The organism is Streptomyces sp. rh34 (genome assembly GCF_002551245.1).
Lineage (GTDB): Bacteria > Actinomycetota > Actinomycetes > Streptomycetales > Streptomycetaceae > Streptomyces.
In genome coordinates this window covers 1-14451 of the sequence record NZ_NTGZ01000188.1, presented here as the reverse complement: position 1 = coordinate 14451, position 14451 = coordinate 1, and the positions used below count along the sequence as shown (strand labels likewise).

General features: G+C 72.6%; 16 protein-coding genes. 9 read left to right on the top strand and 7 right to left on the bottom strand.

All coding sequences use genetic code 11. From position 1 onward, the window contains the following. Positions 1–22: 22 nt before the first annotated feature. Complete coding sequence (locus CR470_RS27390; protein WP_097870191.1) at positions 23–496, bottom strand: hypothetical protein; 474 nt, start codon at positions 494–496, stop codon at positions 23–25. Between the two features lie 150 nt (positions 497–646). On the opposite strand from CR470_RS27390, the gene CR470_RS27385 reads away from it, so the two are divergent. Both CR470_RS27385 and CR470_RS27380 read left to right on the top strand, forming a co-directional pair. Then, positions 647–1144 carry a hypothetical protein gene (locus CR470_RS27385; protein ID WP_097870189.1) on the top strand — a complete coding sequence of 166 codons (498 nt, stop codon included), beginning with the start codon at positions 647–649 and terminating at the stop codon, positions 1142–1144. A gap of 129 nt (positions 1145–1273) precedes the next feature. Further along, positions 1274–2035: a MerR family transcriptional regulator gene (locus CR470_RS27380; protein WP_097870188.1), complete on the top strand. Its 762-nt coding sequence runs from the start codon at positions 1274–1276 to the stop codon at positions 2033–2035. Between the two features lie 83 nt (positions 2036–2118). Here CR470_RS27380 and CR470_RS27375 read toward each other — a convergent pair whose 3' ends face one another. Beyond that, positions 2119–3318 carry an MBL fold metallo-hydrolase gene (locus CR470_RS27375; RefSeq protein WP_097870187.1) on the bottom strand — a complete coding sequence of 400 codons (1200 nt, stop codon included), beginning with the start codon at positions 3316–3318 and terminating at the stop codon, positions 2119–2121. A 102-nt stretch (positions 3319–3420) separates the two neighbouring features. Then, complete coding sequence (locus CR470_RS27370; RefSeq protein WP_097870186.1) at positions 3421–3861, bottom strand: PPOX class F420-dependent oxidoreductase; 441 nt, start codon at positions 3859–3861, stop codon at positions 3421–3423. 120 nt (positions 3862–3981) lie between these two features. Here CR470_RS27370 and CR470_RS27365 point away from each other — a divergent pair, with 120 nt between their 5' ends. After that, positions 3982–4638: a TetR/AcrR family transcriptional regulator gene (locus CR470_RS27365; RefSeq protein ID WP_097870185.1), complete on the top strand. Its 657-nt coding sequence runs from the start codon at positions 3982–3984 to the stop codon at positions 4636–4638. Between the two features lie 122 nt (positions 4639–4760). Here the strand turns inward: CR470_RS27365 and CR470_RS27360 are convergent, their stop codons facing one another. Next, on the bottom strand, positions 4761–5762 hold the full coding sequence (locus CR470_RS27360) for a DUF6745 domain-containing protein (RefSeq protein WP_097870184.1): 1002 nt from the start codon (positions 5760–5762) through the stop codon (positions 4761–4763). 85 nt (positions 5763–5847) lie between these two features. Then, positions 5848–6174 carry a hypothetical protein gene (locus CR470_RS27355; protein WP_097870183.1) on the bottom strand — a complete coding sequence of 109 codons (327 nt, stop codon included), beginning with the start codon at positions 6172–6174 and terminating at the stop codon, positions 5848–5850. 177 nt (positions 6175–6351) lie between these two features. On the opposite strand from CR470_RS27355, the gene CR470_RS27350 reads away from it, so the two are divergent. From CR470_RS27350 to CR470_RS27325, 6 genes are read left to right on the top strand one after another with little or no spacing between them, the layout of a single operon-like run. After that, entirely contained in the window at positions 6352–7302 is a 951-nt protein-coding gene (locus tag CR470_RS27350; RefSeq protein ID WP_097870182.1) for an STM4015 family protein, read from the top strand. A gap of 6 nt (positions 7303–7308) precedes the next feature. Further along, positions 7309–8268 carry an STM4015 family protein gene (locus CR470_RS27345; RefSeq protein WP_097870181.1) on the top strand — a complete coding sequence of 320 codons (960 nt, stop codon included), beginning with the start codon at positions 7309–7311 and terminating at the stop codon, positions 8266–8268. Next, entirely contained in the window at positions 8249–9406 is a 1158-nt protein-coding gene (locus tag CR470_RS27340; RefSeq protein WP_097870180.1) for an STM4014 family protein, read from the top strand. The genes CR470_RS27345 and CR470_RS27340 overlap by 20 nt, the downstream gene beginning before the upstream one ends. A gap of 43 nt (positions 9407–9449) precedes the next feature. Next, entirely contained in the window at positions 9450–10307 is an 858-nt protein-coding gene (locus tag CR470_RS27335; RefSeq protein WP_097870190.1) for an STM4013/SEN3800 family hydrolase, read from the top strand. Further along, positions 10304–11695, top strand: a complete 1392-nt coding sequence (locus CR470_RS27330; RefSeq protein ID WP_097870179.1) for an STM4012 family radical SAM protein — start codon at positions 10304–10306, stop codon at positions 11693–11695. Before CR470_RS27335 ends, CR470_RS27330 begins: the two co-directional genes overlap by 4 nt. 7 nt (positions 11696–11702) lie before the next feature. After that, positions 11703–12626 (top strand): STM4011 family radical SAM protein, encoded by a 924-nt coding sequence (locus CR470_RS27325; protein WP_097870178.1) that lies wholly within the window; start codon positions 11703–11705, stop codon positions 12624–12626. A gap of 23 nt (positions 12627–12649) precedes the next feature. Here the strand turns inward: CR470_RS27325 and CR470_RS27320 are convergent, their stop codons facing one another. Then, on the bottom strand, positions 12650–13477 hold the full coding sequence (locus CR470_RS27320) for an SGNH/GDSL hydrolase family protein (protein ID WP_097870177.1): 828 nt from the start codon (positions 13475–13477) through the stop codon (positions 12650–12652). Positions 13478–13638: 161 nt separating this feature from the next. Continuing rightward, positions 13639–14451, bottom strand: an 813-nt coding sequence (locus CR470_RS27315) for a M23 family metallopeptidase (protein WP_097870176.1), incomplete at its 5' end; no start/stop codon positions are given.

The following is a 14451-nucleotide window of genomic DNA, read 5'->3' as shown; positions in this document are numbered from 1 at the left end:
GCATGGGGGCCAGGCGGCGGGGCTAGGCGGTGCGGGAGGCGCCCTGGGACCGCCGCACGACGGCTGCCCCACGCAGGGCGACGGCGCACCAGACGGCCACCAGGAGCAGCGCGACCGCGGCCAGGCCCGCGACTTCGAGGGGCTCCGGCCGCCAGCCCAAGGACAGCCGGGTACCGATCATGACGGTGCCGAGGAGGACCTCCGACGGGGAGTAGACCGGCACCTTGGCCGCCACCAACCGCAGGATGGCGCCCAGCACCAGGCCGATCACGGCCCAGGCGAGCAGATAGGGCCAGAGCGCCCCCGGGGCGGCGGGCGGCAGGCCGTACTCCTCCGGGCCGATGCGGAACAGCGCGCCGAGCCACCCCAGCGTCACTCCGGCGGCGGTGACGAGCGCCGCCCACAGCGCATGGCGCCACAGCGGGCCGGACCGCACTCGCTCGTCCTCGTGCTCGCCCTGGGTGTCGACGGTGTTCGTGGTCTCAGGAAGATCCATCACACCCGAGGAGACGCTCACCGGCCGCCGATCGTTGCGTCGCGGACGGTGTCGGGTGCATGCCGAGAACGCTACGGCCCGTCCGGAGGACCGTAGTTCGTCGGTGAGGAGCCCGGCATGATCCGAACGGGAGGCCCTACGCTCCCGTACATGAGCAAGGACCATGACGACGAGCCGATATTCGTCCGCTCGAACTGGGGGACAAGTCGATACGTCTACAACCCGAACCATCCGATCGGTGTCGCCCTCATCATCGGATCCCTGCTGTTCGCCGCCGGGGGCATGTACTACCTCTTCGCGAGTTCTTCGTGGAGCGAGGGCGAGTTGCGCGAGGCCGTGCACTCGGCCGTCCGGGACCTGGAGTCGGAGCGGCACACCTTCAGCACCTGGACCGGCGGTTACGACCGTCTGATCCGCGACGCGCTGGAGGAGAGCGGCGAAGGCCCCTCGACCGGTGGCGCGGTGTACGTCGACGACGCGAACGATCCCTACGACGAGGACGCGGACCCGTCCGTCGACCTGTTCGAGGTCACGGCGAAGGACGTCGACGCCACGTTCTGTCTGAGCGTGTCGCCGCCGGAGCCCGAGTCGGCGCTGGAGAACATCACGGTCAGCCTCTCCATCACCGTCGCGGAGGGCCGGTGCTGAAACCGGCCGCCATGCGCCGGTGCGCGACCAGCGCGGATTCGGGCTTGCGGCTGCCGCTGCGGCAGCTTCTACGGTCATGACCAGGGCCGGAAGAACCGGCCCGGCAAGGCGCTTCGTGAGGGAGTGACGATGGACTGGCCGATCGCGGAGGTCGCCCGGATGTCGGGGGTGACCGCCCGGACCCTGCGGCACTACGACGAGATCGGTCTGCTGCCGCCGGCCCGGATCGGCTCCAACGGCCACCGCTACTACGAGGAGCACCAGCTCCTGCTGCTGCAGCAGATCCTCGTACTGCGGGCACTGGACGTCGGGCTGCCGGAGATCGGCAGGGTCCTCGCCGACCGGGTCGACACCGTGGAGGCCCTGCGCGGACACCATCTGCGGCTGCTCGCCGAGCGGGACCGGCTCGACGCGCTGGCCGCGACCGTCTCCCGCACGATCGCCGAGCTGGAACAGTCCAGGAAGGACGGTATCGCCATGACCGCCATCAACCGGCCGGAGAACCTGTTCGAGGGCGTTCAGCCCTCCCGGTACGAGGAGAACCTGCGCGACTTTCCCGGGCTCGCCGAGGAGGCCGGCCGACGGGCCGCCGCCATGACCCCGGCAGAGGTCGAGACCGGACAACGCGAGCGCACGGCGCTGATGATCCTGCTGGCCGAGCACATGGCCGCGGGCACCCCGGCCGATGCCGGGCCCGTACAGACCGAGATCCAAGCGCAGTACCGGGCACTCGCGACACTGCACCCCGTGTCCGCCGAGGAGTTCCGTGCGATCGGGCGCTCCTGTGTGGACAACGAGCAGTGGTGCGCCGCGTACGAGGCCATCGCCCCGGGCCTGGCCTCGTATCAGCGGGACGCCATCGCCGTCTACGCGGACGCCCGGCTCACCTGACCGGCGCCCGGCCACCGCCGGACGACCCGGCGGCGGCCGTCAGCGGTGACCGGTGCGGGCGGGCCGCTCCGCGGCGTATCCGGTCAGCGCTCGCCGGCGAGGTCGAGGTCGCCCCGCGCCGCCGGTGCGGGGCCGGCCTGCTCTTCGGTGCGGCGCCACGGGCGGGCGAGCGAGGTGGACAGCGGTCGCCACCACGGCTCCACGGGGAGGGCTCCGGCCGGCTCGAACGGTTCACCCGGCCGAGGGAACGCCACCGCCTGCCCGGCCTCCTCGCCGGCGTCCTTCGTCCATTCGCCCGGCTCCGCCCAGGCGTGCGGCGCCAGATTGAAGGTGCCCCAGTGGATCGGCAGCAGCACACCGTGGGGGCGGCCGCCCTGGAGGTCCAGGTGGGCGCGCATGCCTTCGGCGGGGGTCATATGGATGTCCGGCCAGTACTCCGAGTACGCGCCGATCTGGATCATGGTGGCGTCGAAGGGCCCGTGCTCGGCGCCGATGTCCCGGAAGCCGGGGAAGTAGCCGGTGTCCCCGCTGTGGTAGATGCGGTGCTCGGGCCCCGTGACGGCCCACGAGGCCCACAGGGTGTGCTGCTGGTTGCGCAGCCCGCGACCGCAGAAGTGGCGTGCGGGGGTGGCGGTGAGGCTGATTCCGGCGACGGTCGCGGTCTCGTTCCAGTCGAGCTCGTGCATCCGGCTCGCGGGTACGCCCCAGCGCTCCAGATGGGCTCCGACCCCGAGCGGCACGGCGAAGACCGTGTCGGTGCCGGCCAGGGCGCGGATCGTCGGCAGGTCGAGGTGGTCGTAGTGGTCGTGGGAGATCACGACCACGTCGACGGGCCCGAGCGCGGCCAGCGACAGCGGGGTGGGGTGCAGGCGCTTCGGCCCGGCGAACGGGAACGGGGAACAGCGCTCGCCCCAGACCGGGTCGAACAGGATCCGTCGGCCGTCGATCTCCGCCAGCACGCTGGAATGGCCCATCCAGGTCAGCCGGAGACCGGTGGCAGGAGGCACGGCCAGATCGGCGAGGGTCGTGCCGTGGACGGGCACGGTGCCCGTAGGCATCCTGCGGGCCCGCTGCTCCTTGTGGAAGTAGATCTTGGCGAATTCGACGGTGGACCCGGAGGGCCTGGTCCGGGCCCCCACCGGGTTCTGGAACGCTCCGTCGACGAAATGGGGCGAGCGGCGGATGCGCTCCATCCGTGCTCCGGCCGGATCGGCTCCGAAGGACTCGGTGCGCATCGAGCGCAGTTTCGTGCGGAGTGGAAGCAAGTAGTCAGCGCCGGTCACAACATCTCCTGAGGGAGTCGGTGTCGTCTCATTATGATCGGCCCGTACGACAGGGCGAGCAGAAGATGCTGAACGGGGCAACCGGCCCGGCCGGCGGTGTCGTCAGCCACGTGGTTGCCCGTAGACGTGGTCGATGCGCAGGGTGAGCAGCACCCTGCGGTCCCGGACCATGGCCCGCCGGTAGTCGTCCCAGTCGGGGTGCTCTCCCCTGACGTCCCGGTAGAGCGTGATCAGCGCCTCCACCGTGGCGTCGTCCGGTGCCAGGGCGGGCGGGGTCAGTTCGGCGGTCCCGTCGGCGACGGTCCAGGCCCAGCGGTCGTCACTGGTGACGTGGTAGCTCGCCCGGGGGTCGCGCCGCAGGTTACGGGTCTTGGCCCGGCCCTCGGTGATCGAGACGCGGACCACCTGCTCCTCCGGATAGAAGGCGTGATTGACGTTGGACAGCTGGGGGCGTCCGTCCTGCTTCAGAGTGACCAGGACTCCGCCGTCGTGCTCACCGAAGAGACGGAGCAGTGCTTCCTGTGCCGGTTCGATTCGCGTCATGCAGAAGGCAACGTCCTGGCGGTGCGGAGGATTCCGGTGCGCCGTGTCCCCCGTCCCCCGTCACCTCCGTCGGACGCCGTCCCACCGTCGCTGACCTGGCGCACTGGTTAGGGTGAGCCGGTGACCAGGGTCCGGTTGAACGTGGCGGAGCGGCGTGAGGAGCTGCTGCGCGCGGCGGTCGGGCAGATCGAGGCCCGCGGGGTCTCGTCCGTGCGGATCGCCGATGTGGCCTCGGTGCTGGGCGTGAGCAACGCGCTCGTGCTCTACCACTTCTCGACCAAGGAGAATCTGGTCGCGGCGGCTTTCGCGTACGCGGCCGAGGCCGACCTCGCCCATCTCCGCAAGCTGCTGGCCGGTCGCACCAGCGCTGTACGACGGCTGCGGACGGCCGTGCGGTGGTACGCGCCGACGGGGCAGGCCAAGGGCTGGCGGCTGTGGATCGAGGGCTGGGCGGCGTCCCTGCGCGATCCCGCTCTCCGGGAGGTCGCGGGCGACCTGGACCAGCGGTGGAAGGCGGAACTGGCCCGGGTCATCGAGGAGGGCGCCGCGGCCGGAGAGTTCCGGTGCGAGGATCCCCGGTCGACGGCCTGGCGGCTGACCGCCCTGCTGGACGGGATGGCGGTGCAGACGACCTCGTACGCGGGTCCGCTCTCCCGGACCACGATGCTGCGGTGGACCGATGAGGCGCTCGCCCGTGAGCTGGGCATCGACCTGGCGGAACTGACCCGTCCGTCGGCCGCCGATCCCCACGGAACGGACCCTTCCGCGACCGGCTGACGGCAAGTCCGGGCCAGGCCCGAACACCCGGCGCACCAGCCCCGCCGGGTCACCCGCCCGGCCCGCCCCCCGACCCCTCGGCCTGGGTCCTCGGCCCGGCCCGCTGCCCCCGGCTCCTCGGGTCAGGTCTGGCGCACCGGTGCGTAGGCCGCCCCATCCAGGCCGAACGTCCAGGCAACGCCGTCCTGAGCGGTCCGGGTGGCGGGCGGCACGCGCAGCCAGTAGGTGCGGTACGTGCCGTCCGGCTCGGGGGTGGAGTTGACCACCTCGACCATCACCACGTCCTCGTCTCCGGCAAGGGCGATGCGCCAGAGGATGCCCGTCTCGTCGCGGTGGACGGGTTCGGCGCCCGACTCGGTGAGATACCGGTCGTAGCCGTAGAACTCCAGCATCACGCGGCGCAGCTCCGCGTTCTCCTCGGCGCGGATCCGCTCGGGCGTCAGGGAGGACAGCTCGGCCAGGAACGCGGCGGGAACGGGCATGCCACGCCAGGCGTGGAGGGCGAATCCGTCCCCGTAGGCGAGGGCCGGTCCCTCGCCGTGGTCGAGGCGGCCCGCCTCGTCGCGGTGGAGGACGTCGGGCCGCTCACTGATGACCACGGCGTGCTCGTAGGGCCACCACCAGCCGGCGTTGCGGGCGACCTCCGCGAGGCCCGCCAGCCGGTCGCCCCGCCCGTCGAAGGCGGCGAGCCAGGCGGCGTCGTGCTGGCCGAGCACGGCGTCCAGGAGCACCAGCCGCACGGCCGTCTCGTCTTCGGGCCGGGGGGCCAGGTCGGCGACGACACCGGTCCGTATGCGCTCGGCGAGTGCGCCCGTGGTCTCCCACAGCTGGGCTCCGGTGGCGGACCAGAGCGCCGACCAGCCCGCCGGGCCCAGCTCGTCGTACATCCGGCGGCGTTCCTCGGCCCACGGGCGGGTGCGGACCTCCTCGCGCACCGACCGTCCGGCGTCGGCCAGCTTCTCCACCGTTTCGACGGCGGCCCGGGGCGATGCGGCCCAGATGATCCGGTCGGGCTCGGCCAGGCCGGCGGTGCGATAGGCGCGCCGCACCCCGGCCTCGGCCGCCGCCCGGTCCGCCCGGCCGGTCGCCGCCGCCACGCTCCGCCAGGAATTCACGTTCTGCATCGGTTGTCCCCGTCCCCTGCTGTGCTCGTTCTGGATGGCTGTGCTCGTTCTGGAAAGCCGTGCTCGCTCCGGCATCGCGGAGCGGTCAGTCCGCCACGACGCGGATCGCGCCGGGTGCGTACTCCCGCTGCCGCACGACGCGGAACCAGCCCTTGGGGAGCGGGATCGCCGCGTGCTCCTCGTGCACCACCCGCCCGCCCTCGGGGAGATGGAGCAGCATCGGGCCGAACCGGCCCGCTTCCCGGATCAGCCGGCCGGGGCCCTGCACCGCGTGGGCGTGTCCGGTGACCTCTCCCAGCGCGAGCACCAGCCTCCCCCGCCCGTCGCGCAGTTCGCCCGGGGCCTCCAGGAAGGGGGCGGGCACCGCCGACTCCGCCAGCTCCATGATCAGTACATCGCCCTGCCGGTACACAGAAGTCTCCCCTCGGTCGCGGCACCCGCTGTGCCGGCCATGGGAAAAACGCTACGGGCAGGGTCTGACAACGGACCGACGCGGCGGCCGTGGACGGGGTCCCGGTCGCAGCGCTGTCAGTGCGGCTTGATAAACCTTGCGGACATCAGCCGTCCCCAGGATCAGGAGCTCAGGGCCATGTACGGTGCGCAGCATCTGCAAGAGTTCGGCGGCCTTCCGGCCGTCGACTTCCAGCACACGACCGACGAGGGCTCCCGGCCCGCCGCGGACGCCGTGGCCTGGCGTGTCTCCGTCGACCCGTACGACGACGACCGGCCCTGGGAGGAGGAGTTCGCCGACTTCCTGGACAAGGTCGATCCGGCCGGTGTCCGGGCTCTGATCATCGGCCAGTGGGGCGAGGCGTACGACGAGAACTCCTCCATGCCGATCAACCTGGTGATCGCCGCCGCCGACCGGCTGACCTCGCTGGAGTCGGTGTTCGTCGGTGACCTGGAGGCGGAGCAGGCCGAGATCACCTGGATCGAGCAGTCGGACGTGACGGCGCTGCTGACCGCCTTCCCCGCCCTGACGGAGCTCGGCGTGCGCGGCGGCTCCGACCTGGTGTTCCCGCCGACGAAGCACGAGCGGCTGCGGTCGCTGACCGTCCAGGCGGGCGGGCTGCCCGTCGAGGTGGTGCGGGGGGTGCTGGACAGCGAACTGCCCGCGCTGGAGCGGCTGGACCTCTGGCTCGGAGTCTCCGCCTACGAGGGGAACACCGACGTCGCCGACCTCGCTCCGCTGCTCTCCGGCACCCGTTTCCCCCGGCTGACGCACCTGGGCGTGCGCAACAGCGAGATCCAGAACGAGATCGCCGCGGCCATCGCCTCGGCTCCGGTCGTCGCCCAGCTGCGGGCTCTCGACCTGTCGAACGGGACGCTGGGCGACGAAGGGGCGGCCGCCCTCCTCGAAGGGCAGCCGCTGACCCACCTGGAACTCCTCGATCTCCACCACCACTTCCTCACCGACGCGATGGCGGAGCGGGTGCGTTCGGCCCTGGAGCCGCACGGGGTGCGGGTCGATCTCTCCGAGCCGTGCGAGCCCTGGGACGACCGGGGCGCCGAGGGCCGCTACACCGCCGTCTCGGAGTAGGGCGCCATGACGTACATCGGCATCCAGCACGTCGACCGCTTCCACGGGCTGCCGGTCCACACCCCGGCGCCGTCGACCGGGTTCCTGCCCGCCGCCGACAGCGTGGCCTGGCGGTTGGAGTGCGACTACGGGGAGGACAGGGACTTCGCCGACTGGTGGCAGGAGTTCCTGGACACGGTGGACACGGCCCGGGTCCGGGCGCTCGTCATCGGCCCGTGGTGGAACGGCGAGTACACGCCGTTCGCCCCGGTGATGGAGCTGATCGTCGCCCACGCGGACCGCTTCCCGGCCCTGCGCGGACTCTTCCTCGCCGATGTGGTGGGCGAGGAGTGCGAGGTTTCCTGGCTGCGGATGTGCGACATCACCCCGGTGCTCGAAGCGCTGCCGCTGCTGGAGGAGTTCGCCGTGCGTGGCTGCGGCCGGGAGGGGCTGGGGCTGCGCCCGCTGCGCCATACGGCACTGAAGTCGCTGCGCTTCGAGTCCGGCGGCCTGCCCGGCGGGCTGGTGCGGGCGGTCGCCGCGAGCGAACTGCCCGCGCTGGAGCGGCTGGACCTGTGGTTCGGCAGCTCGTGGTACGGCGGGGACGCCACCCTCGACGACATCGGGCCGGTCCTGTCGGGCGGCGTGTTCCCCCGGCTGCGCCACCTGGGGCTGCAGAACAGCGAGATCCAGGACGAGATCGCCGCCGCGGTGGGTTCCGCGCCCGTCGTCGCCCAGTTGGAGACCCTGGCGCTCTCGATGGGCACCCTGAGCGACACGGGCGGCGAGGCCCTGCTCAACGGGCAGCCCCTGAGCCATCTGTCCACTCTGGACCTGCGCCACCATTACCTCACCGAGCCGGTGCTGGACCGCGTCAGGGCCGCGTGCGCCCCGGCCGTCGTCGAGGCGGGCGAGGCCGAGGAGGACTACGCGGACCCGGACGACGAAGACGACGAACCGGAACGCTATGTCGCGGTCAGTGAGTAGCGGCGGGGACGGCCCGGTGCCGCGCTTCGCGGTCGTCGGCAATCCGGACAACCGCCGGGTCGCCTTCTTCGAGGAGGCCGTGCGCTCCGCCGGGCTGCCGGCGGCCCGGGTGGTGCCCTGGCTCCAGGTGCTGCGTGGCGAGGCGGTCTTCGCGGCGGGCGAGAGCGTCCGGATCGATTCGCCCGGTGAGGACGCCGAAGTGGAGCGGCTGCTCCGCGGGGTCGACGACCCGACCCGGGTGGAGGGTTCGGCCCGCTGGTACGCGCGCTTCACCGCGGCCGTGAAGGCGGTGGCCGGCGCGGCCTCCGCTGCGGGCGCCGAGCTGCTGGGCTCCCCCGGTGACATCGCCGTGCTCTTCGACAAGCGGCTGTGCCACGGGCTGCTCGACCGCGCGGGGGTCCCCGTGCCCGCCTCGCCGACGTCGGGCCCGGGGGCGGCCCCGGTGCGCGGCTGGTCCGACGTACGGGAGTCGCTGCGCGAACACCGGATGCCCCGGGCGTTCGTGAAGCTCGCACACGGCTCCTCGGCCTCCGGGGTGCTGGCGGTGGAGACGGCGGGGCCCGGCCGGGTCCGGGCGAGCACCTCGGTGGAGCGGGACGCGTCGGGGCGGCTGTTCAACTCGCTTCGGGTGCGGCGCTACACCTCGGAGGCGGAGGTCGGCGCGGTCGTGGACGCGCTGGCCCCGGACGGGCTGCACATGGAGCGCTGGCTGCCGAAGGCGTCCCAGCGGGGGCGGGCCGCGGATCTGCGGATCGTGGTGGTCGGCGGCCGGGCGACGCACGCCGTGGTGCGGACGAGCACGAGCCCCATGACCAATCTGCATCTCGGCGGCGCGCGCGGCGACCTCGACGAGGCCCGGGCCGCCGTGGCGGCGGCCGGCGGCTGCTGGCGCGAGGCGCTGACGATGTGCGAGCGGGCGGCGGCCTGCTTCCCCGGGACGCCCTGTGTGGGCGTCGACCTCCTGCCCACGGCCGGCTGGCGGCGCTTCGCCGTCGGGGAGGTCAACGCCTTCGGCGATCTGCTGCCCGGACTGACCGGTCTGCCGGGCAGCGGCGCCGAGGGCCTGAACACCTATGCGGCGCAGGTCGCCGCCGTACTGGACCGAGCAAGGAACCACCGTGCCGTCACCCCTTCCTGACCCCGACACGTCCCGGCCGCCCGGCGGGTCCGGCCGGCCCGACATGAGCGAGGTCGTGGGCAGCCACGATCTGCTGCTGGTCACCCTGGACACGCTGCGCCACGACGTCGCCGTCGAGCTGGCGGCCGCCGGGCGCATCCCGAACCTCGCCCGGCATCTGCCCGGCGGCGTCTGGGAGGAGCGGCACGCCCCGGGCAGCTTCACCTACGCCTCGCACCAGGCGATGTTCGCCGGGTTCCTGCCGACGCCCGCTTCCCCGGGGCCGCATCCCCGGCTGTTCGCGGCGCGGTTCGCGGGCAGTGAGACGACGGCGGAGGGCACGTTCGTGTTCGACACCCCGGATCTGGTGTCGGGGCTGGCCGCCGAGGGCTACCGCACGGTGTGCGTCGGCGGGGTCGGGTTCTTCAACCGTCAGGGGCCGCTCGGTTCGGTGCTGCCCGGGATGTTCCAGGAGAGCCACTGGGAGCCCGGCTTCGGCGTCGCCTCGCCCACCTCGTTCGAGCAGCAGGTGGCCAGGGCGGAGGAGGTCGTCGCGGCGCTCCCCCGGGAGCAGCGGCTGTTCCTCTTCGTCAACGTGTCCGCCCTGCATCAGCCGAACTGGTTCCATCTGCCCGGGGCGACCCGTGAGGCGGGCGACTCCCGGGCCACGCACGCGGCGGCCCTGGAGTACGTGGACCGGCACATCGGCCGCCTCTTCGCCGCGGCGAGCAGCCGCCGCCGGTGCTTCGCCATCGTCTGCTCCGACCACGGCACCGCCTACGGCGACGACGGCTACACCGGTCACCGGCTCGGCCACCCGGCCGTCTGGACCGTCCCGTACGCCCACTTCCTCCTCGAACCACTCGACGCTGTCGAACCACTCGCACCTCGCGCACCGCTCGACCCGGGGGCCGCCCGATGACCACCACCACCGCCGAAGCGGCCGCCGCCGGGCTTCCCGCCGTCCGGCCGTACGAGAGTTACGTCTACGCCTATCCGCACAAGACGGCCTACCGGCCGCTGGAGGACCGCCCGTCGCTGCGGTCGCTGTGGGCGGCGGAGCCCAAGGACGCGCTCTCCCTCTATCTCCACATACCGTTCTGCGAGGTCCGCTGCGGCTTCTGCAACCTGTTCACCCGGATCGGCGCGCCCGAGGAGCTGACGACGCGCTATCTGGACGCGCTGGAGAAGCAGGCCGTGTCCGTGCGGGACGCGCTGGGCGGCGAGGGGCCGGTGCGGTTCGCCGCGGCGGCGTTCGGCGGGGGCACGCCGACGTTCCTGACCGCCGGGGAGCTGGAGCGGCTCTGCGACATAGCGGAGAAGCGGATGGGCGCCGAACTGCGCTCGGTGCCGCTGTCGGTGGAGACGTCCCCCTCGACGGCGACGGCGGACCGGCTGTCGGTGCTGGCCGACCGGGGCACGACGAGGATCAGCATCGGTGTGCAGAGTTTCGTGGGCGAGGAGGCGCGGGCGGCCGTGCGCCCGCAGCGCCGCGCCGATGTGGAGGCGGCGCTCGGCCGGATCCGCGAGGCGGCGATCCCGGTGCTGAACATCGACCTGATCTACGGCATCGACGGGCAGACCGAGCGCAGCTGGCTCGCCTCGCTGGACGCGGCGCTGGCCTGGCGGCCGGAGGAGCTGTATCTGTATCCGCTGTACGTCCGCCCGCTCACGGGTCTGCACCGGCTGGGTTCGGCGGCCGGCGCCGAGGCGGAGGCGCTGGAGCAGACCGCCTGGGACGAGCAGCGGCTGCGGCTGTACGCGGTGGGGCGGGACCATCTGCGGGCGCACGGCTACGAGCAGGTGTCGATGCGGATGTTCCGGCGGGCCGGCGCCCCTCGGGAGCAGGAGGGTCCCGAGGACTACGCCTGCCAGACCGACGGCATGATCGGCCTGGGCTGCGGGGCCCGTTCGTACACGGCGGCCCTGCACTACTCCTTCGACTACGCGGTGGACATGCGGGAGATCCGGTCGATCATCGACCGCTTCACCGCCACCGAGGACTTCTCCCGGGCCGAGGTCGGCCGGTACGTCGACGCCGACGAGGCGCGACGGAGGCATCTGCTGCAGTCGCTGCTCCAGGCGGCGGGGCTGCCGGTCGCGGACTACCGGGCCCGGTTCGGCACGGATCCGGACGCGGACTTCCCGGCCGAACTGGCGGGGTTCGCGGCCCGGGGCTGGCTGGACCCATCGGCGCCCGAGGGGTTGCTGCGGCTCTCCCCGCGAGGTCTCGCCCACTCCGACGCGCTGGGTCCGGCGCTGTTCTCCCCCGGGGTGCGGGCCGCGATGGCCGCGTACGAGCGGAAGTGACCGGGCCGTGGACCTGACGATCCTCTACCGGGGCCCGCTGGCCTCCTGCGACTACGACTGTCCGTACTGCCCGTTCGCCAAGCGGCGGGACAGTCGCGCGCAGCTGACGGCGGACCGGGAGGCGCTGGAGCGGTTCTCCGGCTGGGCCGCGGCGCGGACCGACGACCGGCTGTCCGTGCTGTTCACCCCGTGGGGCGAGGGCCTGGTGCGCTCCTGGTACCGGCGGGCGCTGACCGAGCTGTCGCGGCTGCCGCACATCGGGCGGGTGGCGATCCAGACGAACCTGAGTTGCCGCACCGGATGGCTGGCGGAAGCGGATCCGGAGCGGATCGCGCTCTGGTGCACCTACCACCCGGGGCAGACACCGTACGAGCGGTTCCTCGGCCGGTGCCGGGAGCTGTCGGGGCTCGGGATCCGCTACAGCGTGGGGGTGGTGGGCTTCGACGCCCATCTGGAGGAGGCGCGGCGGCTGCGGGCGGCGCTGCCGGATGAGGTCTATCTCTGGGTGAACGCCGCCGAGGGGCACACCTACACCGACGAGGAGGCGGCGCGGTGGACGGAGCTGGATCCGCTGTTCCCCTACAGCCGTGATCCGCACCGTTCGGCGGGGCTGCCCTGTCGGACGGGCGAGTCGGTGATCTCGGTGGACGGCGACGGCACGGTGCGGCGCTGTCACTTCGTCAAGGCGGAGCTGGGCAATCTCTACGACGGCAGCTACCGCCGGGCGCTCGTCCCGCGCGCCTGTCCGCTCGCGGTGTGCGACTGCCACATCGGTTATGTGCATCTGGAGTCGCTGCCGCTGTACGACGTGTTCGCGGGCGGTGTCCTGGAGCGGATACCGGCGGGCCACCCCCCGGGCGCGGGCACGCCGCCGGGCGGGCTCGTGGTGCCGAGCCCGCCCCGGCGTTCACTTCCGCTGCTGGAGCCCTGACCGTCTCGAAAGGACGACAGACCCTAGAGCGGCAGCAGGTCCGGGCGCTTCGCCTCGACGTGGTCGCCGGAGGACTCTCCGCGCAGCCGTCGGCCGATCCAGGGCACGAGGTATTCGCGGGCCCACTGGATGTTGTCGCGCCGTGCGTCGAAGGGGCTGCGCTGGGCCTGCGGCGGCCAGGGCTGGTCGGGGTCGGCGGGCACGTCGTGGCCGAGGACCTGCGCGGCGCGCAGCGCGACGCGGGTGTGTCCCTCGGGCGACAGGTGCAGCCGGTCGTTGTCCCACGCGCGCCGGTCCTGGACGGAACGCAGCGACCACAGGTCCAGCACGGGGCAGTGGTAGCGGTCGGCGATGGCCCGCAGATGGACGTTGTACGTGGCGATCTTGCCGCGCATGTGACGCAGCACCGGAACGCCCCGGGTGTCGAAGCCGGTGGTGACCATGACCGTGCCGACGGCGTTGCTCAGGTCGGCGACCGCGCGCTCGAAGCGCTCGGCGAGGTCGTCGGGGTCGGTGCCGGGCCGGATGATGTCGTTGCCGCCCGCGCAGAAGCTGACCAGGTCGGGGGCCAGTTCCTTGGCGCGCGGGACCTGCTCCTCGACGATCTGGTCGAGGAGACGTCCTCGTACGGCGAGATTGGCGTAGCGGAAGTCCCCGTGCGGGGAGTCCTCGGGGCCGGCCGCCTCGTCGGGGGCCGGGAGCCGGTCGGCGAGAAGCACCGCGAAGCGGTCCGCCCAGCCGAGATAGGTCCCGTCGGGGCCGGGGTCGCCGACGCCCTCGGTGAAACTGTCGCCAATCGCCGCGTACGACCCGATGATGTGCTGCTGGTTGTTTCTCGAATCGTCTGCCACAAGGACTTATCCTGCATCGTGCGATGTGACCTACGCGACCGTAATACGGGGTTGACTGGTGGTGAGATAGACCACCCGGTCAGTATTTGGTAAAGCCGGAATAAGTGGAGGGGCGGTGCGCCACCGCGCACCGCCCCTCGATCACTGTGTACCGCGCTCGGTCAGACGGAGACGCCGTGCAGACGCAGGTACGCGATCGGGTCGACGTCCGAGCCGTAGCTCGGGCCGGTGCGGACCTCGAAGTGCAGGTGCGGGCCGGTGGAGTTCCCGGTGGAACCGGAGAGGCCGATCTGCTGGCCGCCGGTGACGGTCTGGCCGACGGAGACGTTGAGCGAGGACTGGTGGGCGTACTGGGAGTACATGCCGTCCTCGTGCTGGATGACGACCTCGTTGCCGTACGAGCCGCTGTTGCCGGCCGAGACGACGGTGCCCGGGCCGATGGCGAGTACGGGGGTGCCGGAGGCGGCCTGGAAGTCCGAGCCGGTGTGGTAGCCGCTGGACCAGCTGGCGCCGGAAGCCCGGTACTGGGTGGTGACGTTGGCATTGGCCAGCGGGGCGGACCAGCCGGAGCCGGTGGCCTCGGAGGAGCCGGTCCGCGCCGAGCTGCCGGAGTCGTCGGCGGAGGCGGTGTCCGCCTTCGGGGCCTTCTTCGGGGCGGCCTTCGGTGCCGGTTCGGCCTTCTTCGGGGCGGCCTCGGGAGCCGCGGACTTCTCGGCCGGGGCGGAGCCCTTGGCGCCGAGGGTCAGCTTCATGCCCGGGTGGATCAGGCCGGGGTCCTCGCCGACGGTGGAGCGGTTGTCCTGGTACAGCTTCTCCCACCCGCCCTTGAGCTGGTGCTCGGCCGCGATCTTCGCCAGGTAGTCGCCGGAGACGACGGCGTACGTCTTCGGGGCGTCCTTCGACGCGGCGGGGGCGGTGGCCGGCGCGGTGTGCGCGGCGGCGACCGAGGCGGCGGCGGGCTTCGCCGCCGGAGC